The organism is Gluconacetobacter asukensis, assembly GCF_014174375.1.
GTDB classification, from domain to species: Bacteria; Pseudomonadota; Alphaproteobacteria; order Acetobacterales; family Acetobacteraceae; genus Gluconacetobacter; species Gluconacetobacter asukensis.
On sequence record NZ_JABEQE010000012.1, the window covers coordinates 113,503 to 136,372 of the forward strand.

General features: G+C 67.3%; 12 protein-coding genes. 7 read left to right on the forward strand and 5 right to left on the reverse strand.

What is annotated here, in order from left to right:
- Positions 1–135 precede the first annotated feature (135 nt).
- The 6 genes from HLH35_RS14020 to HLH35_RS14045 all read left to right on the forward strand — a co-directional run bounded on the left by HLH35_RS14020 (position 136) and on the right by HLH35_RS14045 (position 14,396).
- Positions 136–660: a DUF3576 domain-containing protein gene (locus HLH35_RS14020; protein WP_182979719.1), complete on the forward strand. Its 525-nt coding sequence runs from the start codon at positions 136–138 to the stop codon at positions 658–660.
- Positions 661–779: 119 nt separating this feature from the next.
- A complete protein-coding gene (leuS, locus tag HLH35_RS14025) occupies positions 780–3,395 on the forward strand; it encodes a leucine--tRNA ligase (RefSeq protein ID WP_182979720.1) in 2,616 nt (871 codons plus the stop codon).
- Between the two features lie 4 nt (positions 3,396–3,399).
- Entirely contained in the window at positions 3,400–4,149 is a 750-nt protein-coding gene (locus HLH35_RS14030) for an LPS assembly lipoprotein LptE (protein WP_182979721.1), read from the forward strand.
- Entirely contained in the window at positions 4,146–5,162 is a 1,017-nt protein-coding gene (holA, locus tag HLH35_RS14035) for a DNA polymerase III subunit delta (RefSeq protein WP_182979722.1), read from the forward strand. Before HLH35_RS14030 ends, holA begins: the two co-directional genes overlap by 4 nt.
- A gap of 901 nt (positions 5,163–6,063) precedes the next feature.
- A complete protein-coding gene (locus HLH35_RS14040; protein ID WP_182979723.1) occupies positions 6,064–13,113 on the forward strand; it encodes a type I polyketide synthase in 7,050 nt (2,349 codons plus the stop codon).
- The gene (locus HLH35_RS14045) at positions 13,110–14,396 is read left to right on the forward strand and encodes an aminotransferase class I/II-fold pyridoxal phosphate-dependent enzyme (protein WP_182979724.1); all 1,287 of its coding nucleotides are present in this window, start codon (positions 13,110–13,112) and stop codon (positions 14,394–14,396) included. The genes HLH35_RS14040 and HLH35_RS14045 overlap by 4 nt, the downstream gene beginning before the upstream one ends.
- On the opposite strand, the gene HLH35_RS14050 is transcribed toward HLH35_RS14045, so the two are convergent.
- The 5 genes from HLH35_RS14050 to HLH35_RS14070 all read right to left on the reverse strand — a co-directional run bounded on the left by HLH35_RS14050 (position 14,369) and on the right by HLH35_RS14070 (position 21,073).
- Positions 14,369–15,562: a capsule biosynthesis protein gene (locus tag HLH35_RS14050; protein ID WP_182979725.1), complete on the reverse strand. Its 1,194-nt coding sequence runs from the start codon at positions 15,560–15,562 to the stop codon at positions 14,369–14,371. The genes HLH35_RS14045 and HLH35_RS14050 overlap by 28 nt on opposite strands.
- A gap of 53 nt (positions 15,563–15,615) precedes the next feature.
- Positions 15,616–16,815, reverse strand: coding sequence for a glycosyltransferase family 4 protein (locus HLH35_RS14055; protein ID WP_220790683.1), 1,200 nt, complete (start codon positions 16,813–16,815; stop codon positions 15,616–15,618).
- Between the two features lie 41 nt (positions 16,816–16,856).
- Positions 16,857–18,536, reverse strand: coding sequence for a capsular polysaccharide export protein, LipB/KpsS family (locus HLH35_RS14060; RefSeq protein WP_246385100.1), 1,680 nt, complete (start codon positions 18,534–18,536; stop codon positions 16,857–16,859).
- A 248-nt stretch (positions 18,537–18,784) separates the two neighbouring features.
- A complete protein-coding gene (locus HLH35_RS14065) occupies positions 18,785–19,792 on the reverse strand; it encodes an NAD-dependent epimerase/dehydratase family protein (RefSeq protein WP_182979726.1) in 1,008 nt (335 codons plus the stop codon).
- Positions 19,793–19,897: 105 nt separating this feature from the next.
- A complete protein-coding gene (locus tag HLH35_RS14070) occupies positions 19,898–21,073 on the reverse strand; it encodes a glycosyltransferase family 4 protein (RefSeq protein WP_246385101.1) in 1,176 nt (391 codons plus the stop codon).
- Positions 21,074–21,215: 142 nt separating this feature from the next.
- On the opposite strand from HLH35_RS14070, the gene HLH35_RS14075 reads away from it, so the two are divergent.
- Positions 21,216–22,709, forward strand: a complete 1,494-nt coding sequence (locus HLH35_RS14075; RefSeq protein WP_182979727.1) for an LTA synthase family protein — start codon at positions 21,216–21,218, stop codon at positions 22,707–22,709.
- Positions 22,710–22,870: the final 161 nt, after the last annotated feature.

Sequence of the window (22,870 nt, forward strand, 5' to 3'; positions counted from 1 at the left end):
GATGGCGGGCCGGGATATGAAGATGGCAGTGAAACCGGCTGAACCGTGGCCCGACCGCAGGCCCCGGACGGGCAGGACAGGCCACGGCCGCCGATCCATCAGCGGGGCCAGACCCGAGGGGACCACAGGGGCAACATGACCGTTCGACCGCCATTCGCCATTCACCGCCTTTCGCCGTCGGCCCGCCTGCTGGGCGGGCTGGCGCTGTCGTCTCTCCTGGGCCTGACCGCTTGTTCCTCGTCGCACCGCCGCGCCGATGCGGGGCTGGCGATGCCGCAGAACCACCTGATCACCGAGGATCGGTCCGCCAGCGGCGGTGACGACCAGATCGGCAAGAGCGGCGTGAACGCCTATCTGTGGCGCGGCGCGATCGACACGCTGTCCTTCATGCCCTTTGCCTCGGCCGACGCGATCGGCGGCGTGATCCTGACCGACTGGTACACGCCGCCGGCGACCAGGAACGAGCGTTTCAAGATCACGGCCTATGTCCTGTCGCGCAACCTGCGTTCGGACGCGCTGCGCGTGTCCGTCTTCCGCCAGGCGCTGACCGACGGGCAGTGGCTCGATACCCCGGTCGCCCCGAACACGGTGTCGGACATCACGACCCGAATCCTGACCCGGGCGCGGCAGCTTCGCGCCGACAGTGGCGGCGGCAAGTAAGCCCCTCCCCCCGGCGCACCGCGCCGGGGACGATGCCGGGCTGCTGCCCGGCATCCCTTCTTCGTATCGGCCGGTCGTGACAGACCGTGACGCTCCGGCCCATGCTCCTGGACCCTGCCATGACTGAAATGACCCCCGCTTCCTACGATTTCCGCACGGCCGAACCGCGCTGGCAGGCCGAGTGGGAGCGGGCGGGCGCCTTTGACGTGCCCGACGTGCCGCCGGCCGATCGCCCGAAATATTACGTACTGGAGATGTTCCCCTATCCGTCGGGGCAGCTCCATATGGGCCATGTCCGCAACTACACGCTGGGCGACGTGGTTGCGCGCTACAAGCGGGCCAAGGGGTTTTCGGTGCTGCACCCGATGGGGTGGGACGCGTTCGGCCTGCCGGCGGAAAACGCGGCGCGGGAGCGGGGCGTGCATCCGCAGGCCTGGACGCTGGACAATATCGCCGCCATGCGCGGCACGCTCAAGCGGCTGGGCTTCTCGTTCAACTGGGACCGCGAGATCGCGACCTGCCTGCCCGAATATTACGGCAAGCAGCAGAAGCTGTTCCTGGACATGCTCCAGGGCGATCTGGTCGAACGGCGTGAGAGCTGGGTCAACTGGGACCCGGTGGACCATACCGTGCTGGCGAACGAGCAGGTGGTGGACGGGCGCGGCTGGCGGTCGGGCGCGCTGATCGAGAAGAAAAAACTGTCGCAGTGGTTCCTGCGCATCACCAAATTCGCCCCTGAGCTGCTGGAGGGCCTGTCGCACCTGCCGCGCTGGCCCGAACGGGTTCGCATCATGCAGGAACGCTGGATCGGTCGCTCGGTCGGTGCGCGCGTGCGCTTTGCGCTGCATACGCCGCCCGAGGGGTTCGATGCCGATCTGGATTCGGTCGAAGTCTATACGACCCGGCCCGACACGCTGTTCGGCATGGCGTTCCTGGCTGTTGCGGCCGATCATCCGCTGGCTGCGAAGGTCGCGGAAAACAATCCCGATGCCGCCGCCTTCATCGCCGAATGCCGCCGCCTGGGCACGTCCGAAGAAGCGATCGAGAAGGCCGAGAAGCGTGGGTTCGACACCGGCCTGCGCGTGTCGCATCCCTTCGTGCCCGATCAGAGCTTTCCGGTCTGGATCGCCAATTTCGTGCTGATGGATTACGGCACCGGCGCCATTTTCGGCTGTCCGTGCGGCGACCAGCGCGACCTGGATTTCGCCAATGCCTATCACCTGCCCTTCCGCCCCGTCATTCTGCCGGCGGGCGAGGATGAAGCGAGCTTCGCCATCACCGCCAAGGCGTGGGACGGTGACGGCACGCTGATCAATTCCGGCTTCCTGGACGGGCTGGATACCAAGGCCGCCAGGGCTGAAGCCATCAGCCGCCTGGAAGGGATGGGCATCGGGCGGGGCGTGGAAAACTGGCGCCTGCGCGACTGGGGCATCTCGCGCCAACGCTACTGGGGCTGTCCGATCCCGGTCATCCATTGTGCCGCCTGTGGCCCGGTTCCGGTGCCCGACGACCAGTTGCCCGTCACGCTGCCCGAGGATGTGACGTTCGACCGGCCGGGCAACCCGCTGGATCACCATCCGACCTGGAAGCATGTGGCCTGTCCGCGCTGCGGCGCGGATGCGACGCGCGAAACCGACACGTTCGACACGTTCGTCGACAGTTCGTGGTATTTCGCCCGCTTCACCGCTCCGCATGCGTCCGAGCCGACCGTCCTTCCGGCCGCCAATGGCTGGCTGCCGGTCGACCAGTATATCGGCGGGATCGAGCATGCGATCCTGCATCTGCTCTATGCGCGCTTCTTTACCCGGGCGATGCGGGAGACCGGGCATCTGGGGCTGGACGAGCCGTTCGACGGATTGTTCACGCAGGGCATGGTCAATCACGAGAGCTACCGCGACGCGGACGGGCTGTGGCTGTATCCCGAGGAAGTCGAACGGCTCGGCGATGGCGCGGTGCATCGTGAAACCGGGGCCCCGGTGACGATCGGCCGTGTCGAGAAAATGTCCAAATCCAAGCGCAACACCGTGGCGCCGGTGGCGATCATCGAGCGGTTCGGTGCCGATACCGCGCGCTGGTTCGTGCTGTCGGACAGCCCGCCGGAACGCGACATGGAATGGACCGAGGCCGGCGTTGCCGGCGCCGCCCGCTTCCTGCAACGGCTTTACCGCGTGGTGCGGACGGTAGCCGAGACCGTCCCGGCCGCCGCGTCTGCCGAAGCCGCGCCGTCCGAAGCCGCCGACACGCTGCGCCGCGCCACCCACCGTGCCATCGCGGCCGTGAGCGAGGCGCTGGAAAGCTTCGCGATCAATGTCGCGGTGGCCCGCCTGCACGAGCTGACCTCCGCCCTGGCGGAAGCCGAGCGTGCGTCGGCCGATGCCGGCATGGACCATGCGCGGCGCGAGGCCGCGCTGGCCCTGTGCCTGCTGGCCGCCCCGATGGTTCCCCATCAGGCGGAAGACATGCTGGCCCTGCTGGAACCGGGCCAGGCGCCGGCCGTGGATCGGCCCTGGCCGGTGGCCGAGCCCGAGCTGCTGGTGGCGCGCGAGCTGACCATCGCGGTCCAGATCATGGGCAAGCTGCGCGGCACGGTAGCCGCGCCGCCCGACGCGCCGGCCGAAACGGTGATCGCCCTGGCGGAAAACGAGCCCAATGTGGCGCGCCTGCTGGAGGGCAAGCGCATCGTCAAGCGCATCCACGTGCCCAACCGCATCGTCAATTTCGTGATCGCGGGCTGATCGCATGTCGCACCTGCCCTGCCCCGACGCGCCCCGTTCGTATCGTCCGCTCCGCCGGGCGGTGCTGATGGCCATGGTGACGATGCTGGGCGGGTGCGGCTTCCAGCCGCTTTACGGATCGCCCGCCGGCAGTGTTGCCGCGGGTGGAACGATCCCCGACCAGTTGCGCCAGATCTATGTGGCCAGCATTCCGGAACGGTACGGGCAGGAATTGCGGCTGTTCCTGCAACAGAACCTGGCCGGCGCCGAGCAGGAAGATCCGACCGGCTATACGCTGCGCGTCAGTTCCTATGTGATGAACGAGGCGATCGACATCCATGCGGACAATACGACCGGCCGCACCCGGGCCACGGCCCATGCGCACTGGATGCTCTATACCGTCGCACCGACCCCGATGCTGGTAACGCAGGGCGACACGCAGGTCATGGATGGCGAGAACGAGACGTTCGAGCAATATTTCGCCCAGAACCTGAACCAGGCGGCTCTCGCACGTCGGGTCGCGCAGGCTGTCGCCGAGCGCATTACCCAGCAGCTCGCGATCTGGTTCAAGACCCGCGCCGCGCCTGCCCAGCGAACGGTCATGCCGCAGGCCACCTATGTCGACCCGAACGTGATGCCCAATTCCAACAATGGAATCCAGCGCCAGTCGGTCGGCGAGGACGGCTTGCCCGGCATGGCCATCGGCCGCTCCTCCCCCGATCCTTCCGGCACGGCGGGAGATGCGCCGGGCAACGGAACAGTCAACAACCAGTGAAGGTCGATGCCCGCTCGGTCGCCCGCATCCTGCGCGACCCCGGTACGCTGCGGGCCATCCTTCTGCATGGCGAGGATAGCGGCCTGATCCGCGAGCGCGCGCGCCTGGCCGCCACCGCCATCGCGCCGCAACTGGACGACCCGTTCCGCGTCGCGGTGCTGGATCGCGAGGCGGCGGATCGGCTGGAAGAAGAGATCTTCGCGCTCTCCCTCAGCGGCGGACGGCGGGTCGTGTGGGTGCGTGATGGCGGCGACAGCCTGACGGCGCCGCTGAAGGCAAGCCTGGCCCGCAATTCCGACACGCTGGTCATCATCGAAGCGCCCGGCCTCGCCAGCCGCTCGCGCCTGCGTGCCCTGGCCGAAGCGCAGGCCGATTGCGCCGCGATCGGCTGTTACCCGGAGGAAGGGCGGGCCCTGGAGGGCACGATCCGCCAGAGCCTGGGGGAAGAGGACATCCGCATCGACGCCGATGCGCTGTCCTGGTTCGCCGGCCTGCTGGGTCCCGATCGTGCCGCGATGCGTGGCGAGGTCGAGAAACTGGCCCTCTATGCCGGCCGGGGCGGGCATCTGACGCTGGATGATGTCCGCACCTGCATCGGCGATGCCGCCGGCGTATCGCTGGAAGATGCGGCCTTTGCCGCCACGACCGGCGATCGGGCCGGCGCGGATACCGCCATCGAACGGGCTTTGGCCGAGGGCACCAGCCCGATTGCCGTCGCGCGGGCGCTGCTGTCGCATCTGCATCGGCTGCGCCGGGCGCGAATCGCGATGGATTCGGGGCAAAGCCGGGCGGATGCCATGCGCGGACTACGCCCGCCGGTTTTCTTCAAGCGGACTGAATCCTTTGGCCAGGCCCTGTCGCTGTGGACGGAAGAGCGCCTGATGGACGCTACCGAACAGACCCAGGCGCTGGAGAAAGAGTGCAAGCAGACCGGTGCGCCGGACCTCGCGCTATGTCGCCGTCACATCGCGCGCCTGGCCGCGACCGCGACGATGCTGCGCCGCGAGCGCTGACGCGTCGTCCCCTTTCCCTTCGGGGGGCGCTTGCCCGAATCTCTGTGCTCGGTTAGAAACAGGCTGTGTGTCCGCGTAGCTCAGCAGGATAGAGCACAGGATTCCTGGTTTTCAAATTGGGCGTCATGGCGGGAAACCTCATGACGGATCCGCTCAAATTCGGGGAACGCTCTGACACGATGTGTCGTGCCGATCCCGAGCCAAGCCCGGCCTTGCCGGGACGGTGTAGAGACTGGACGGGCGGCACCTGTCGGCCTTCGGGCCCAGGGTGAAGGGACAGTCCAGACCACGAACGCCATTTCCGGATGGCGGCGGCGAAAGCCGAAGTGGGATGAATCCTGGGGCCGTGGGTTCGAATCCCGCCGCGGACACCACCAGATGTCGCAGATGCATTGCGCCCTGTCAGCCTATTCATTGCCATGCCGCTCGAGCGGGGCAGCCATAGGTTTTCGGCAAGCATGCATGGCGGTGACATTCTTATGCCCGGGGCGTCGAAAGACATAAAAAAACCACAGACGATGCCGGTTATTCGTCAGTAATCGGGTGCCGGATAACAGATCCGCGGCCCAAGACGTTATATGTACCTTCGATAAACGCGCCCGGAGGCATGAAAGAAAATCACAGCCATCGTTTGAATGATTGCCGAATAGTCCTGCACTGATGCGTCACGGTGGGACCAGTCGCCCGCCGCGCGCTATGGCCAAGATGGGGAAGTTCCAAATTCCCTCATATACTTCGCGCAGGATATCAAGCGGCCTGGTCGGCCTTGACCCCAATCTCTCCGGACGGTGTGCCTCATGAAACCAGCTGAACTATTTTTTCAACGCCGATATGGCTTTTCCCTCCGACCCGACCGCGTTACATCGTAATCCGATCATCGCATTGGGACACATATCTCTTCATGCATAACAGTTCGACGTCCGAGCCGAATACCACTACTCGGGATGAGCCCATCGCCATCATCGGCGCATCCTGCCGCCTTCCCGGGGCGCCGGACGTCACCAGCCTGTGGCAGTTGCTGGACGAGGAACGCGAAAGTGTGCGCCCGATCCCGGCAAATCGTTTTCCGCTCCGGGATTTCTGGCACCCTCGTCGCGGCGAGACGGGCAAGTTCTATGCCACCCGGGCGTCGACATTGGATGAGATCGAACTGTTCGATGCCGCCTTTTTCGGCATTTCGGCCCGCGAGGCCAGGCAGATGGACCCGCAGCAGCGACTGCTGCTGGAACTGGCCTGGGAAGCCCTGGAAGACGCGGGCACGACGGCGGACCGCATCGCATCGGCCGGCGTCTATGTCGGCGCGTCGGGCCTGGAATATGCCAATCTGCGCCTGACCGACCCGTCATCGGGCAATGCCTATTTCATGCCCGGCAACACGCTGAGCATCTTCTCGAACCGCGTCTCCTACGCTCTGGGCCTGCACGGGCCGAGCATGACCATCGATACCGCCTGCTCGTCGTCGCTGTTCGCCCTTCACGAGGCGTGCGAGGACCTGCGTGCGGGCCGGACGGGCGTGGCCCTGGTCGGCGGTGTCAGCATGCTGCTGACGCCGTACCCCTTCATCGGCTTCTGCGCCGCGAGCATGCTGTCCCCGACGGGGCGGTGCCATGCCTTCAGCGCTGATGCCGACGGCTATGTCCGTGGCGAGGGCGGCGTCATGCTGCTGCTCAAGCCTCTGTCGGCCGCACAGCGGGACGGCGACGACATCCGTGCCGTGATCATGGCCAGCGGGATCAATGCCGATGGCCGGACGCCGGGCCTGACATTCCCCAGCGCCCACGCCCAGGCCGAGCTGCTGCGCGAGGTCTACGGGAAGGCCGGAGTCTCGGCGGACCAGGTTGCCTTCGTCGAGGCGCATGGCACCGGCACCCAGGCGGGTGACCCGGTGGAGACGAATGCGCTCGGCACCGCCCTGGGCCAGTTGCGCGATACGCCCCTGCCGATTGGTTCGGTCAAGACCAATCTCGGGCATCTGGAGCCGGCGTCGGGCCTGGTCAGCATGCTGAAGGCCATGCTGGCCTTGCAGAACCGGTGCCTGCCCGCCTCGCTGCATTGCACGAACCCGAATCCGGCCATCCCCTTCGCCGAACTCAACCTGGAAGTCGTCACCGAGGCCCGGCCGCTTGCGGATGGACCGCTGATCGCCGGCGTCAACAATTTCGGCTTCGGCGGCGCCAACGCCCATGTGATCCTTGCCAGCGCACCGGAGCCCGCTGCTGCGCGACCCGTCGCGATCCCGTCGGATGACGCGGTGCCGCTGCTGCTGTCCGCCCGCTCCGAAGCCGGCCTGGCCAGCCTTGCGCGCGTCTGGTCCACCCGGACGTGGACCGATGCCGAGTTGCGCGGCCTGGCGACCCGGCGGGCACACCTGTCTCATCGCCTGGGCGTTCCGGGGGGAGACGCGGCGGAGATGCGCGCGGCGCTGGCCGCTTGGGTCGATACGCACACCCACGCGGATGTAGTGACCGGGCAGGCACTCGCCCAGGCGCGCACCGTCTTCGTGTTTTCCGGCAATGGCAGCCAGTTCTCGGGCATGGGGCAGGATCTGCTGGAGATCAGCCCTGTCTTCGCCGCCGGGGTAGGCGAGGCAGATGCCGCCCTGCGTCCGCATCTCGGCTGGTCGGTTCTGGAGGCGATGCGGTCGGGCGACTGGTCGGCCGATCCGGCCGACGTCGCGCAGCCCATGCTGTTCGCCTTCCAGATCGGCGTCCTGCGCGGGCTGGAGCGGCAGGGGCTCAAGGCCGATATCGTTGTCGGCCACAGCGTCGGCGAGATCGCGGCCGGGGTCCATGCCGGCATGCTGGACATGGACGAAGCCGCGCGTATCGTAGCCCTGCGCAGCCGCCATCAGGCGACGGCACCCGGTGGCGGCATGGCCGCGCTGCATGGCGATGTCGAAGAGGCCAGGCGTCTGCTGGCCGAAGCGGCGCCGACCCTGGAAATCGCGGCCTTCAATGCGCCGAATGCCCTGGCCGTGGCCGGCGAGGCCGAAGCGCTTGATCGGCTGGAGGCGGCGAAGGGTAGTTCCTCGCTGCTGATCCACCGCCTTAAGGTGGGTTATGCCTATCACAGCAGCCAGATGGACCGGATCGCCGACGCGCTGATCCGCGATCTGGGTGAGATCACCGCCCGTCAGCCGGACCGGCTGATGATTTCGACCGTGACCAGCCAGCCCTTCACGACCCTGCCCGATGCCGATTACTGGTGGCGTAATGTCCGCGCGCCGGTGCTGTTTGCCGAATCGGTGCGCCAGGCGGCGGCGGAAGGCGGCACGCTCTTCGTCGAGATCGGTCCCCGTCCGGTCCTGCAGCATTATCTGCGCGACATCCTGAAGGGTGGCGACGCGCAAACCCGCGTCATGCCGGCGGTCCCGGCCAAGATCACGACCGACCCCTTCCCCCGCACCGCGCTGGCGTGCTTTGCGGCGGGCTGCGATATCCTGTCCGCGTCGCATTTCGCCGGTCCGGCCCAGGTCCGGGGCCTGCCCGGCGTGCAGTGGCAGCGCGAGCGGCACTGGTACGAACCCACCGAGGAAGCCCTGGCGGTGCTGTGGAACCAGCAGGGCACGCACCCCCTGCTGGGCGACCACGGCAAGACGGACGCAAGCGAGTGGACCGCGCACCTGGACGGCGCGGTGCAGCCCTGGCTGGCCGACCACAAGGTTGGCGACACGATCGTCCTGGCCGCGGCCTGCCTGATCGAATTCGCCTTCACGGCCGCACGGGCGACATGGCCGGACGCGCAGATGCTGGAACTGCGCGATTTCCAGATCCTGCGCCCCGTCATCATCGAGCAGACGCAACTGCGCGAAATCCGGGTCCGGCTGTCGGCGGACGGTGCCGTGACCATCGACAGCCGCCCCCGGCTGTCCCACGCGGTCTGGACGCGCCATGCCACCGCCCGCGCCGGCCTGTCGCCGGTCGCACCCGCCGCCCTGCCGTCGGCCGCCACCGATATCGACATGACGGGCGACGCGCTTTACGCCACGGCCCGCGCTGCCGGGTTGGCCTATGGGCCGGCTTTCCGCCGGGTTGGCGGGATCTCCATGGCTACGGGCCGGGTGGAGGCTACCCTGACCGGCGAGGCGCCGATCAACGGCCTGACCCTGGACCCGACGGCGCTGGACGGCACCTTCCAGGCCCTGGTCGGGCTGGCCGTCAACCATGCCGATGCCCAGTCCACCGAAGCGCCGCTGCCGCGCAAATTCGGCATCATCCGGCTGGACCTGACCGCCGGCGCGCCCGCACGCGGCCAGGCGGTCGTCACGACCTCCGGCCCGCGCGAGACCGAGGCTGATATCGTGATGCTGGATGCCACCGGCCGCGCCGTGCTGTCGGCCACCGGCTGCTGGTTCACCCGCATGCCGGGCGAACGCCCGGTGCCGGTCGCCGAACGTAGCTTCCACGAAATCTGGCTGCCGGCGCCTGTCGCGTCGGCCCCGCTGTCCGACGAGCGGTTCCTGGCCCTGCGCCCGGCCATGGAGACGCCGGCCGGCGATGCGGATGACAAGGATGCAGGCCTGCTGGCCCATACGATCCTGGCCGGACTCCGCGCCCCGGAGGCTCCGGCCACCGAGGATGCGCCGGACCTTGCCCGTCTTTGGCAGACCCTTTTCCTCGACCTGCCGCAATGGTTGCCGGCGGCCCTGCTGCTCGCCTGGTTACAGGAGCGGAAGAGCGCCGGCACTGCCTCCGATGCGGCGCGCGGCGACGATTCGTTCCCCGATATCGCCTTCCGGCAGCTGCTCTCCGGCCGCAGCGTGGAACTGGCGGCCGAGCAGATCGCGACCACCATCGAAGCCTATGTGCAGGACTGGCCGAAGGACCGGCCGATCCGCGTGCTGGAACTGCATGCCGACCGTGCCGCCCTGACCCGTGCGCTTGCCCCGCGCCTCGCGAGCCTGCCGGGCCGGCTGGACTATACGATCCTGGAGCCGAATCGCGAGCGACAGGCCCGGTTGCGCCCGACCGTGCTGGCCCACCTGCCCGGCATCGTCATGGCCGAGACCGTGCCCGAGGGTGTGTATGACGTGCTGGTCGCCTATGCCCCCGGCCTGCACGGCATGGTGCCGGCGACGACGCTCGCCCATGCCGACCGCCTTGCGCCGGGGGGCCTGATCCTGGTGGCCGAGGCGGCCGAGGATGCGGGCTGGGCCACATTGCGCGACCTGTCGCCCGAGCCGCTGCTGACGATTGCCGCCTGGCGCGACCTGCCGCACCGGCTGCGCGCGGTGGCCGAAAGCGTGCCCGCCCAGGCGCCCTTCCCGCTCGCCCTGCTGGCAGCGGTCGCGGTCGAAGCCGAGGATGCCGAAACGGACGCCGAGAGCGTGCCCGCGCCGCCCGCGATTCGCCTGTCCCATGCGCCCGCGCATGATGACGGCGCGGATGAAGCCACGCTCACCGCCCGTGCGATGCTGGCCCTGGCCGGTGACGCCCGTGCAGCGGCCGAGGCTGGAGAATGTCTGGCCGTTGTGACCCGTGACGCGGCCACCACGCCGCACGAGGCCGCGCGCGTCGCCATGGGCCGGACGATCGCCAACGAGTTCCCTGCCCTGCGCTGTCGACGGATCGACCTGTCCGCCACCCTGTCGGAGACCGCGATCGCGGCCGCCCTGGATGCGGAGCGCAACGCCACGGACGATGAGCGCGAAGTGCGCTGGACGGAAGAGGGCCGGCTGGTCCGCCGCCTGCGCGAGGGCCTGCCGGCCCGCGCGGCGGCGGCGGCGACGGATGTGCGGCTGATCCAGCCCGTGCCCGGTCCGCTCGACCGCCTGTGCTGGATGCCGGAGCCCCGGATCGAGCCTGGCCCGCGTGACGTGGTGATCGACGTCCAGGCCAGCGGGCTGAATTATCGCGATGTGCTGTCGGCCATCGGCATGCTGCCCGACGAACTGCTGCTGGACGGTTTTGCCGGCGCGACGCTGGGCATGGAATGTGCGGGCACCGTGCTGGAAGTCGGGGCGGAGGTCACCGACCTGGCCCCCGGCGACCGCGTCATGGCCCTGGCCGCCGCCGCGCATGCCAGCCGTGTGGTCACCGACCGGCGCAGCGTCTTCGCGCTGCCGGAATGGCTGTCCTTCGCGGCCGGCGCGACCATTCCCGTCACCTATCTGACCGTGCTGTATGCGCTGGAGACCGTCGGTGCGCTGCGGGCCGGCGAGACGATCCTGATCCACGGGGCCGCCGGTGGCGTCGGCCTGGCCGCCATTCAATATGCCAGCCATGTCGGGGCGCGCATCATCGCCACCGCCGGTTCGCCCGCCAAGCGGGCGGCCCTGCGCGAACTGGGGATCGAAACCGTCCTGGACAGCCGGTCGCTGCGTTTCGGGGCCGATGTCCTGGCTTCCACCGGTGGGCAGGGTGTGGACGTGGTGCTCAATGCCCTCAGCGGCGAGGCCATGGAGCGCAGCCTTGAGCTGGTGCGCCCCTTCGGCCGCTTCCTGGAACTGGGCAAGCGCGACTTCCTGGCCAATACGCGCGTCGGCATTGGCCCGATGCGGCAGAATGTCAGCTATCACGCGATCGACGTCGATGCGCTGGTGCGGCATCGCCCGGATCTGGTCTCGACCGTGACGGACCGCCTGCACGCCCTGCTCGAGGACGGTGCGATCGGGCCGCTGCCTTATACCGCCTTCCCGGCCTCCGCCGCGACCGATGCGTTCGCGCTGATGCGGACCTCGGCCCATGTCGGCAAGATCGTGCTGACGATGGGGCCGGTCCATGTGCCGCCGACGCTGGATGTCCCGGCTGACCGCACCGTGCTGGTCACGGGCGGCACCGGCGGCTTCGGCGCACGCGCCGCGCGGTGGCTCGTCGCCCGTGGGGCCCGTCATCTGGTGCTGGTCAGCCGCCGTGGGCCGGCGGCCGAAGGGGTTGCGGCGCTGCGCGAGACGCTGCTGGAGGCCGGTGCCGAGACCGTGGAGGTGCAGGCCTGCGACGTAACCGACCATGCGGGTCTGGCTGCGCTGATTGCGGAGATCCGTGCCACGATGCCGCCCCTGGGCGGGATCGTGCATGCCGCCGTCACCGTGGCGGACGGGCTGGTCGCGACCCTCTCCGAGGAGCAGGTCATGGCATCGGTCCAGGCCAAGCTGGCCGGTGCCCTGTCGCTGGACGCGCTGACGCGCGACGATCCGCTGTCGCTGTTCCTGGTCTTCTCGTCCGCTACCATCACGCTCGGCGCGCCGGGCCAGGGTGCGTATGTGGCCGCCAACGCGGCGGTCGAGGCCATGATCCAGCGCCGGCGCGATGCGGGCCTGCCCGGCTGCGCCGTCCGCTGGGGGCCGATCGCCGATGCCGGCTTCCTGGAACGCAACGAGGCGGCGCGCGAGGCGCTGGACCGGCGACTGGGCGCGCGCTCGATGCGTTCGATGGCCGCGCTGGATGCCCTGCCCGACCTGCTGGCCTCGTCCGATCCCTGGCCCGTCCTGGCCGAAATGGACTGGCAGGCCACCGGCAGCCTGCCGATCCTGAGCGAGCCGCTGTTCGGCGCCGTGGCCCGCCGCCGCGACGAGGACAGCGATACCGGCGACCTGATGAGCCTGCTGGCCACGGCCAGCGAGGAACGGCGGGAGGAAATCGTCGCCGACCTGATCCTCGGTGAACTGACCCGCATCATGCAGACCGACCGCGAGGCCCTGCCCATGGACCAGCCGCTGGCCGAGCTGGGGATGGATTCGCTGACGGCGGTCGAACTGGCGCTGGGGCTGGAACGCCGGCTGGGCGTGTCGCTGCCCGGCTTCGCCTGGCAGGAAATGACGGTCCGGCGCGTTGCGCGCCAGGTGTCCACCCTGCTAGGTAACAAGGGGCAGGATGCCGCCCCTGCGACGCCGGACGAGGCGGTGATGGCCCGTCACCTGTCGGATGCGGAGCGGCACGTCGTGGCCGAGGCCGCCGAAGCACCAGAGGCCCCCGAGCCTGCTCTTTCGAACGAAGAAGAAACCATCCGATGACGGGACCGAAATTCGGCCGGCGGCTGGGCGAGCGCATCAAGCTCCTCGCCAGCCTCTCGGGTGCTGCGCCGGCCGAGACCAGCACGCGCGGCTGGTCGCTGCCGGGCGTGGAAGAAATGGAGTTCATGGCGAAGCGGGCGGCGGCGCTGGGCGTCTCCGACCCGTTCTTCCGCCAGCATGACGGGCTGGCCGCGGCCACGACGCTGATCGACGGGCGCGAATACATCAATTTCTCGTCCTACGATTATCTGGGCCTGAACGGTGATCCGCGCGTGATCGGCCGGGTGGAAGAGGCGCTCCACCGCTACGGTACGACGGTTTCGGCCAGCCGCATGGTCTCGGGCGAACGCCCGTTCCATCGGGAACTGGAGCACGCCCTGGCCGAATGGCATGGTGCCGAGGATTGCGTCGTGATGGTGTCGGGCCATGCCACCAACGTGACGACACTGGCGCAGCTGATGCGGCCGGGCGACCTGATCATCCACGATGCGCTGGCCCATAACAGCCTGATCCAGGGCGCGATCCTGTCGGGCGCGCGGCGCATCGCCTTCACCCATAACGATGTCGCGGCGGCGCGCGAGCAGCTCTGGATGCATCGCCGGGCCCACAAGCGCGCGCTGCTGGTCCTTGAAGGCCATTACAGCATGGATGGCGACATCCCTGATCTGGCGGCCTTCGTCGATCTGGCCCGCGAATTCGACTGCATGACGCTGGTGGACGAGGCGCATTCGACCGGTGTGCTCGGCGCGCGCGGGCATGGCATTGCCGAAGAGGCAGGCGTGGCGCCCGAGTCGATCGATCTGTGGATGGGCACGCTCAGCAAGAGCCTGATCTCCTGCGGCGGCTACATCGCCGGCCGTGCCGATATCATTACCTATCTGAAGCGTACTGCCGCCGGCTTCGTCTATTCCGTCGGCCTGCCGCCGACCAATGCCGCCGCTTCGATGGCGGCGCTGGATATCATTCGCGAAGAGCCCTGGCGCATCGCGCGCCTGCGCGAGAATTCAACCCAGTTGCTGCGCCTGTTCTGCGAGGCCGGGTTCGATACCGGTACCTCCGAGGGCTACGGCATCGTGCCGCTGGTCACCGGCAGTTCCCTGCTGGCCGGCCGCCTGTCGCAGGCCCTGTTTGAACGCGGGCTCAACGTGCAGCCCATCATTCACCCGGCAGTGCCGGAAAAGGCGGCGCGCCTGCGCTTTTTCGTCAGCGCATCGCACACGCCCGAGCAGATCGAGCAGACCGTGTCCCTGGTCGGTCAGGCCATGCGGGCGCTGTCGGAATAGGCCGACAGGATCCGCCGCACCGAGCCCTCGACCGCAAGGGCTCGCCCCTCGGGGGTGAAGAAATCGCCCTCGACCAGCACTTCCTGAATCAGCATGCGGCAGAACGCGTCGAGCAGTTCGCCGTCCGGCTTGCTCGCCTCCTGCCAGAAGCGATCCAGGGGTTTCTGGAACGTCAGCCCTGCGACATCGTAGATGGCTTCGCCCAGGATCTTGACCGGCCTGTTGCGCCGCAGCGCCAGCAACCCGACCGTGCTGTTGACCGTCACAATCCCCTCGCTGGCGTCCAGAACGGGATCGAGCGGGCCGTCGGCCATGAAATAGACCCGCTGCGCGATGCCCAGCGCGCGCGCGTGCCGCCCGATCAACCCTTCCCAATCGGTCAGGCGCGGATCGAGCGGATGCCGGCGGATGACCAGGGAAAGCGATGCGGGCGCATGCCTGGCGAAGGAGACCAGGATACGCCCCAGCGCCTCGGCCATGCTGTGGAACGGCGAATGGACCCGCAACTGGTAATCGCCATCGAGTTGCATGGGCACCAGCATGAACGGCCCGTCGGGCAGCGTCGCTTCCTTCGGCTTGCACAGCAATTGCCCCGCCCAGTCCCGCAGCCAGCCCGCATATTCCACGAACGGACTGACCACGGCATGAAAGCGCGCGTGGGGAAACAGCGGCGTCATGGCCACGCGCAGCCCATGGTAGGACACATCATAGACCGCGCGCCGCAGGAAATCGGAATGCGGGTTGTAGTGCATGGGCGGCCATGGCGCCCTGCCCCGTTCGCGGATCGCCGCGGGATCGCGCGGCAGGGCCGAAAATCCGTTGACGCCATGGGGCTCCAGCGTGATCCAGCCGGGCCTCAGATATCCTTCCTCGAACACCCAGATGGCGATCCCGCGCGCCCGTGCGATGTCGGTCGCCACCAGATGAATCGGGCGGCAGTCACCGAACAGGATGATCGCATCCGGCCTGTCCTCATCGACGATCTTTTCGAGAAAGCCAGGCAGGTCGTCCTGCCGTCCACGAAACCACGTGACATCGTGTGAAAAGACGACATCCCCGCCATTGAAGGCGATGCGGCGGACATGATGACCGGCAGCCCGGAGCGCCACCGCCAGTTCGGAGAAGAACGGCGTGGCATTCCCCTGCAGCATCAGAAAACTCAGCAAACCGTCCCCACCTTCCTATCCGTCACATGAACGCGCCATGGCGTGCATGTCCGCTATCCCCCATCCCTGCCGTCGAGTACGGCCAGGGCGGTCAGTCCGGCCACCACCTGGGTCGGCCAGTCGGCGAATGACGGTGGGGCAATCCTGCCCGCCATATTGTCATCCCCGCTCAGTTCCCGGATCGCACGCCGCCAGCCCGGCCCATCCAGGGGGTCGAGATAGACGGGCAGGCCTCCGGCGATCTCGCGGAAAACCGGCAGATCGCTGCACAGGCACGGGATACCCATCGCCAGGGCTTCCAGCAGCGGAAGACCGAACCCTTCGGCAAATGACGGGAACAGCAGCGCGCGCGCGCCACGGACCAGACCGGCGACAGCCTTGTCGGACAAGGTGGCATGTTCATGCACGATCCCCTGCAGAGCCGGGCATCGCTCGATCATGTCCAGGATATTTTCGTTTTCCCATCCGCGCCGCCCGATGATCACCAGATGCGGCAGCGGGGCGGAACCGCCCTCGGTTGCCATCTGGCGCCAGAGATTCAGCAGCAGCAGGTGATTCTTTCGCGGCTCGATCGTCCCCAGGATGACGAAATAGGGCGCATCCGGGGCCAGGCTACCGACGGACGCAGGGACATTGGAGGGGACGAGGCACCCGTGATGCACCACGCTGACCGGCGGGCAGTGTCCGTGCGGGGCCAGATAGGTCCGCAGGGACTCCCCAACCGGCCGGGACGGCACGATCACGGCCTCCGCCAGTCGTCCCACCGTATCCATGCGCTGGCGATGCCGGTCGGGTTCGGTGGGACGGGCATATTCGGGATATTCGATCGGGATCAGGTCATGGACCATGACCGCCATCCCGGCATCCGCGCGTTTCAGGAACGCCTCGATCACGTCCTGGCGCATCAGGTGATGATGCGAAAGAAGAAGATATGTCCGGCGCTGTTTCGTATTGCCGACCGCCCCGATTGCTGCCGCCTGCAGCAGCAATCCGGCCATCAGCGATGCGGCGCGCGACGGCCGCGTCCCGCTTGCCCAGGCCCGCGCCAGAATCCGCAGGAAGCAATCCGTCAGGCGGCGCGGCAAGATGCCGATCCGCCCGATCGGATGCCAGGCCACGAACATGACCCGCGAAGACGGAAAGCGCATGAGATACAGCGCATATTCCAGTTCCACGCGGTCGATCCCCGTCGGTACCGCACTGCCGGCGCGCGACAGCAGGCGGGAGATATCCAGCAGGACCGGACGGGGCATGATATCGGCGCGCCGTCGCGAACCTTGAGCCTGGCCGTCGATCATGAGGTCCAAGCCGCCCGGATGCGCGCCCATGCCTTGCGCAGGGCCGTCTGCGTGGCCAATGCGCGCATCCATGGGGTGGGTCGCCAGAGATCGGGGGTCTGCAATCGGTCGATCAGAACTTCCGGCCCGCACGGCAGGCGCGTGACCGGATCGAGATAGCGCGGGAACAGGATCAGCACTCCGGCAACGAGTTCTTCCAGGGACAGGTGCCGTGTCCGGCGTGCAGGCACGTCCCCCAGATCAACCGTCAGTCCCCAGCCGGCATAGAACGGCGCGCCATACGTAACAACCCGCCGTCCGCGCATAAGCGCCTCGAACCCGGCGAGGGAAGTCAGGGTATGTACCTCGTCGACCCGAGAGATCGTATCGAGGATTGCGCCGCCCCGATCGATTCGATCAGCCAGTTGCATGACAATGGAATCATCCATGTGGCCCAATCTGTGGGTTGCCTCGACATCCGGGTGAGGCCTGTAGACGACGAACGCGTCAGGATTATGTCGCCGGACGGTCTGCAGCAGTTCCAGGTTTCCACCGATCCGGCCGCCTCCGCACCGTACCGACTGATCGTCCGCCACCTGTCCGGGTACCAGAATCGTCCGCCGCCCCCCGGTGTCCCACGATTCGCGCAAGGCCACCGCGCGACCCGCGCCATATTTGGAAATGCCCCGCCGGACCAGGGATTCGACCAGCTTTCCGGCCCGGGCACGCAGCGCGGGGTCGAAGGTGGCGGTCTGCAGGATATGTTCCAGGTCGCTTTCCCGCGCCGGATCATAATAGATCCCGCGCGTATCGATGGTGATCGACGATGGCGGCATCAGTGCGCTGCCCAGCCCTATGGAGCGGACGAAGCCGTCCTCCACGCGCCAGACGGGTGTTCCGGTCCTGCGGGCGGCCTCATCCAGGCCCGGCGGCTGGCGTGTTGCCCAGACCGCGAGAGCCCCCTGCAGCCCGGCGCGAAAATCCTCGATAAAGGGTGGCGCGCCGGGCGCCGTCGCCAGGAAATCGGCGATCCGCCGCCGTTTCCATCGCGACATGGCCAGGCAGGCGCCGATCTGGCGATTGGCCATGATCGTGCGGCGCCAGCCGGCCAGCAGCGCGATCGCCTCGGCACAGGATATCGGAGATGATGTGAAGGGGCACACATACGCCGTGCGATCCAGAAGATCCGCCAGCACATCAGTGCGCAGGAAGGGCTCCTCGCACCCTCCTCCCGGCCCGAGCAGGACAACAGGCAGGCCGCGCAGGGCCGCCAGCCGGGCGATATCGCCCACGGCATCCGCATAGACGCGCACCGCGCCGTCCAGCAGCGCATGGGGGTCGCTCTCCCAAGGCACATGCGCAATGCCCAGTTGACGTGCCAGGCCTGCTGCCGGCTGCCTCGGCCCCCGCCGGACCAGCATGACATCCCGCGCGGCATGCACCGCCAGTACCTGTTTCAGCATGGTCGCCAGGCGGCTTCGTTCGGGCCCTTTCCCGGAGAGAACGACCAGGACCGGGCGGCGCTGCCCCGGATCGGGTGCCCAGAAACATCCGCCGACCCGCTCGCGCACGATCCGGCCGACCAGTTCCTCCCGCTCCGACTCCGGTACGGGGAAGGCTGGCGCCGCGTGCCGACATGCACGGGCGAGGATGGGCACCGACCGGTGGAAAGGCGGTATCCGCAGCAATCCGGTCATGGACGGGGCCAACCGATCGACTGGACAATGGACCAGATCGTAGCCTCCCGGACCTTTCCTGCCAGCATTTTACCCCTCCCCGGTCGAAAACGCGTAGGACAGCTTCTTAGCACGCATGTTCCTGCACGAAAAAATCTCCGGTCCTGCAACAGGATGCGCCACCACGAAAAAGACGGAACAGGATCAGTCGTTTCTCGTTGAAGGGAAGGTGTCATCAACAGCCACGACGCCGATGATCGCCAGTTCGTTCACGGGCTGGAGGCCGTTGCGTAATGGCGCCTGTACCAGCCGACGGACGCATCGATGCCGACCTGAAGCGGCGTCGAGGGGCGAAAGCCGGTCAGAGCCTTGAGGGTGGAGCAGTCAGCCCAGGTGCGCGGTACGTCGCCCTTCTGTATCGGCAGATAATGGCGCACGCATGGCCGACCGGTCGCTTTTTCGATCGCCTCGATAAATGCCGTCAGGCTGATGGGCTGACTGTTTCCGATATTGACCACGCGATAGGGCGCCGCGGGGCTGCTCCCTGGATGGTTCTCTGCCGCTTTTTCGGGCGCCACCCGGGAGAGCCGGAAGATTGCCTCCACCACATCGTCGATATAGGTGAAATCGCGCTCCATATTGCCGTTATTGTAAACCGCGATCGGCTTGCCGGCATATATGCCGGCAATGAACCGGAAAAGCGCCATGTCCGGCCGTCCCCACGGACCATAGGCCGTGAAGAAACGCAGGACCGTCGTTGGAATTTTCCAGACGCAGGCATAGGAATGCGCAAGATCCTCGGCCGCTTTCTTCGTCGCCGCATACAGGCTCAGCGGATGATCGCAACGATGCGCTTCGGAAAAAGGCAGAACCGTGTTCGCCCCATAGACTGAGGACGAGGATGCCATCATGAAATGCCTGGGCGGGTTCCGACGCATCGCCTCCAGCAGCGTGTACGTTCCGACGATATTGGAATCGACATAGGTGCCGGGAGCATCCAGGCTGTGGGAAACACCCGCCTGGCCCGCGAGATGCATGACCATGTCCGGCGTCCGCCGCGCGAACACGTCATGCAGTGCCTGCGCATCCTCCAGCATGAATTCATGGGACGAAAAATTATCGAACCGATGCAGGAGGGCGTGGCGCCTGCGTTTCAATGAAACATCATAATAATCCGTGATGCCATCGAGACCGATGACGGTGTATCCTTCCTCCAGCAACCGCCTGGCAATATGAAACCCGATAAATCCAGCGGTGCCGGTCACGAGAACACGCATCGGAACCTCCCAGAAAGACCCCGGACAAGCCATTCCAGGCCCTGGCCGGACCGGTCCCGGACCAACATGTCGCGAGGTCTATACACCCCCCCATGGATGGGCGGGTCACATCAGCGAACGATAGAACCGACGCAACCGGTCGACATAAGCGTCGGGCGAAAACCGGGCCGCATGCGCCGCTCCCCTGGCGATCAGGGCCAGACGGGCCGGATCATTCTCACCCCAGCCATCCAATAGCCTGATTCCCTCCGCGATATCGGACACGTCCAACGGATCGACCAGGATCGCGGCATCTTCCGTGGCGACTTCCCCCGTCGCGCCCCCCCGCGCGGTGAGAACCGGCGTGCCCAGCGCCATCGCCTCGATGATCGGCAGGCCGAACCCTTCGGCCAGCGAGGGAAACAGCAGGGCGTGCGCATCCTGCATCGTCCGGATCAGGGTGGGGCGATCGCTCCAGGGCAGGCGTATGACCGGCACATCCCCCACCAAGGGCTCGTAATCCGGCCTGTCATCCCCGTCGGGGCCGATCAGGACCAGCGGCCGGCGCGTTCCGCTGCGTGCATGGGCGGCGACGAGGCGACAGATGTTCTTCCGCTGCTCGACCCGCCCGACATGCACGAAATAGCCGGGCGGCGCCGGCGGCCGGGCAGCGCGCGCCAGCCGTAATTCCTCGTCCGAGAACGCGACAGCCTGGGAGAGGTTGTGGATGCGTGACGGCGAAATGCCGCACTGGGCGGCAATATCCTGCCGCGCGGTCTCCGAAACCGTCACGATCGCATCGGCGCTCTCAGCCAGGGCCTGCATCAGGCGCCGATAGCGCTCGGGATTGATGCCGGTCAGATCCGGGTGGGTCAACGGGACGGCGTCGTGGACCGTGACCACATTCCGCGCGCCTTCCAGCCGGATGGGCAGGGGATAGGTCCAGTGCATGATGTCCGGTGGCGCCAATGTGCCGACCCGCGCCAGCCTGCCCTGATGGGTGAATTTGACGTGGGCGATCCGGAAGATGTCGGGGCAGACCGCATAGGGCATGGGCCCTTCCCCCCGCAGGGTCGCAGGGTAGCGCGGGCGCATGCTCTGCAATCTGCGCCATATCTGCCGACCCAGGGCATGCGGGTTGGCCGGGGCCGTGCCCGGGGCGTAATCGGTCAGATATGTCGGCGGCACGCCGGCATCCGTCAGGCATTCCGCGATCACCTCGGTATAGCGGGCCACCCCCGTGCCGCCGGCCCGATTCGTGTTGCGGGCATCCAGCCAGATCTTCGGCATGGGTATGGGCATGGCAAAAACTCCCTCTTCTCTGTATGGACATGCCCCATCGATCACCTGCCGACGAGAACCGGAATTTTGCCGAGCACGATCCCGACTGCCAAGACGCGACACCCAGCCGTGGCGCACGACGCACAGAAAACAGGGGGATAGGATGCCGGGCTGGACCATTGCCGCCGTATCGGGTCTCGCGATCGTGGCGCTTGTCATCCTGAGGATAACAAGCGGCAGACCCTTCAGGCCGCTCAGGAACGACCTCCCCGATGTGGCGGTCGTCCTCATATTATGGCTGTCGCTTGCGCTGTTGACCGGTCGGCCGGCCTCGTCGGCCCTGCTGTGGGTGGTGCTGGCCGCGGGCCTGCTGCTGGCCGACCATACCAAGCGGGAGGTCCTGCGCGAGCCGATCGTGTTTGCCGATGCCAGCGAGCTTCTGCTGGTCTTTACCCACCCGCGCTTCTACCTGCCCTATGTCCATCCTGCCGTCTTCTACGGTATCGGCGGCCTGCTGGTCGGGGCGACGGCATGGCTGTTTTCCGTCGAGCCCGCTTCGATGCCGGGTGGCCCGGTCCTGTCGCGGCTCATCGGGGCATTGTTGCTGATCGTGCCGATCGCCGCCTATTTCTGGCAGCCGTCGCTGAACGTCATGGCCAGCGTGCTCCGTCGGCTGCGACCTACCGGCGACCCGGTCGAGGATGCGAAGACACTGGGCATGCTGGGCAGCTTCGCCGCCCATACGGTCTGCTCGCGCCAGGAGCGGCCGGCGCGCCAGGCTGCCTGCAGCTTCGGTATCGTGAAGGTGCCGGCGGACAAGCCCCCGGTCGTGCTGGTGCAGGCCGAATCATTCTTCGATATCGGCCGGCTGGACCCGAGCCTGCCGTCGCCGCTGACGGAATACCAGGCCTGCCGCGCCCAGGCGTGGCGCCATGGCCACCTCGATGTCGATTCGTGGGGGGCCAATACCACCCGCAGCGAATTCGCGACCATCAGCGGGGCGGCACCGTCCGACCTGGGGCTGGACCGTTTCAATCCCTATTATTCCTTCGCGCGCCGGCCGCTCGACACGCTGGCCGCCCGCATGCGCCAGGCCGGCTACCTGACCGTGTGCGTGCATCCCTATGACCGCCGGTTCTATGGACGGCACAAGGTCATGCCCAATCTCGGCTTCGATCACTTCATCGGCGGCGAGGCATTCGCGTCCCGGCGCGGCCAACTGGTCCCCGACGAAGTACTGGGCGCCTGGATCAACGATTTCATCGCCCGCGAGACACGGCCCGTCTTCGTGTTCGCCATCACGGTCGCCAATCACGGCCCATGGGCCGCCCAGGCGGAGACCGACAGCCCGTTCGCCCCCATGCTGGGCGGTTATCTGGACAGCCTGATGGGCACGGACCACATGATCGGCCAGCTCGCCGCCTCCCGGTGGCTGAACGAGGATGGCGGCATCTTGGCACTCTATGGCGACCACCAGCCCAGCCTGCCGGTTCTGCTCAACGATGGCGCGCATATCGGCGCCTCGACCGACTATTTCATTCTGGACCGCACGCGCCCCGCCGGCCCACGCCATGACATTCGCGTCGATCAGCTGGGCCGTGAACTCGCCGGATGCATGAGGGACCATGTCCCCCTGCCGGGCAGGCTGCGCGGATAGGCGCACCATGCGCCTTCCGCCCGGGAACCGGCGGTTTTGGCCGCTCCTTTTCCCGATTTCGCAACTCAGCCTCGCCGCAGCCGTTGCAGGCAAGGAGAAGATACGCATCCCCCATGATGCCCGACAGCCCACTCCACTCAGCTTCATGCAGCGGTTAAATA

Bases quoted from the DNA above. Each gene is read 5' to 3' on its own strand.
- HLH35_RS14020 (WP_182979719.1), top strand. From the start codon at position 136: ATGACCGTTCGACCGCCATTCGCCATTCACCGCCTTTCGCCGTCGGCC.
- leuS (WP_182979720.1), top strand. From the start codon at position 780: ATGACTGAAATGACCCCCGCTTCCTACGATTTCCGCACGGCCGAACCG.
- HLH35_RS14030 (WP_182979721.1), top strand. From the start codon at position 3,400: ATGTCGCACCTGCCCTGCCCCGACGCGCCCCGTTCGTATCGTCCGCTC.
- HLH35_RS14040 (WP_182979723.1), top strand. From the start codon at position 6,064: ATGCATAACAGTTCGACGTCCGAGCCGAATACCACTACTCGGGATGAG.
- HLH35_RS14045 (WP_182979724.1), top strand. From the start codon at position 13,110: ATGACGGGACCGAAATTCGGCCGGCGGCTGGGCGAGCGCATCAAGCTC.
- HLH35_RS14055 (WP_220790683.1), bottom strand. From the start codon at position 16,815: ATGCCCCGTCCGGTCCTGCTGGATATCTCCCGCCTGCTGTCGCGCGCC.
- HLH35_RS14060 (WP_246385100.1), bottom strand. From the start codon at position 18,536: ATGACCGGATTGCTGCGGATACCGCCTTTCCACCGGTCGGTGCCCATC.
- HLH35_RS14065 (WP_182979726.1), bottom strand. From the start codon at position 19,792: ATGCGTGTTCTCGTGACCGGCACCGCTGGATTTATCGGGTTTCATATT.
- HLH35_RS14070 (WP_246385101.1), bottom strand. From the start codon at position 21,073: ATGCCCATACCCATGCCGAAGATCTGGCTGGATGCCCGCAACACGAAT.
- HLH35_RS14075 (WP_182979727.1), top strand. From the start codon at position 21,216: ATGCCGGGCTGGACCATTGCCGCCGTATCGGGTCTCGCGATCGTGGCG.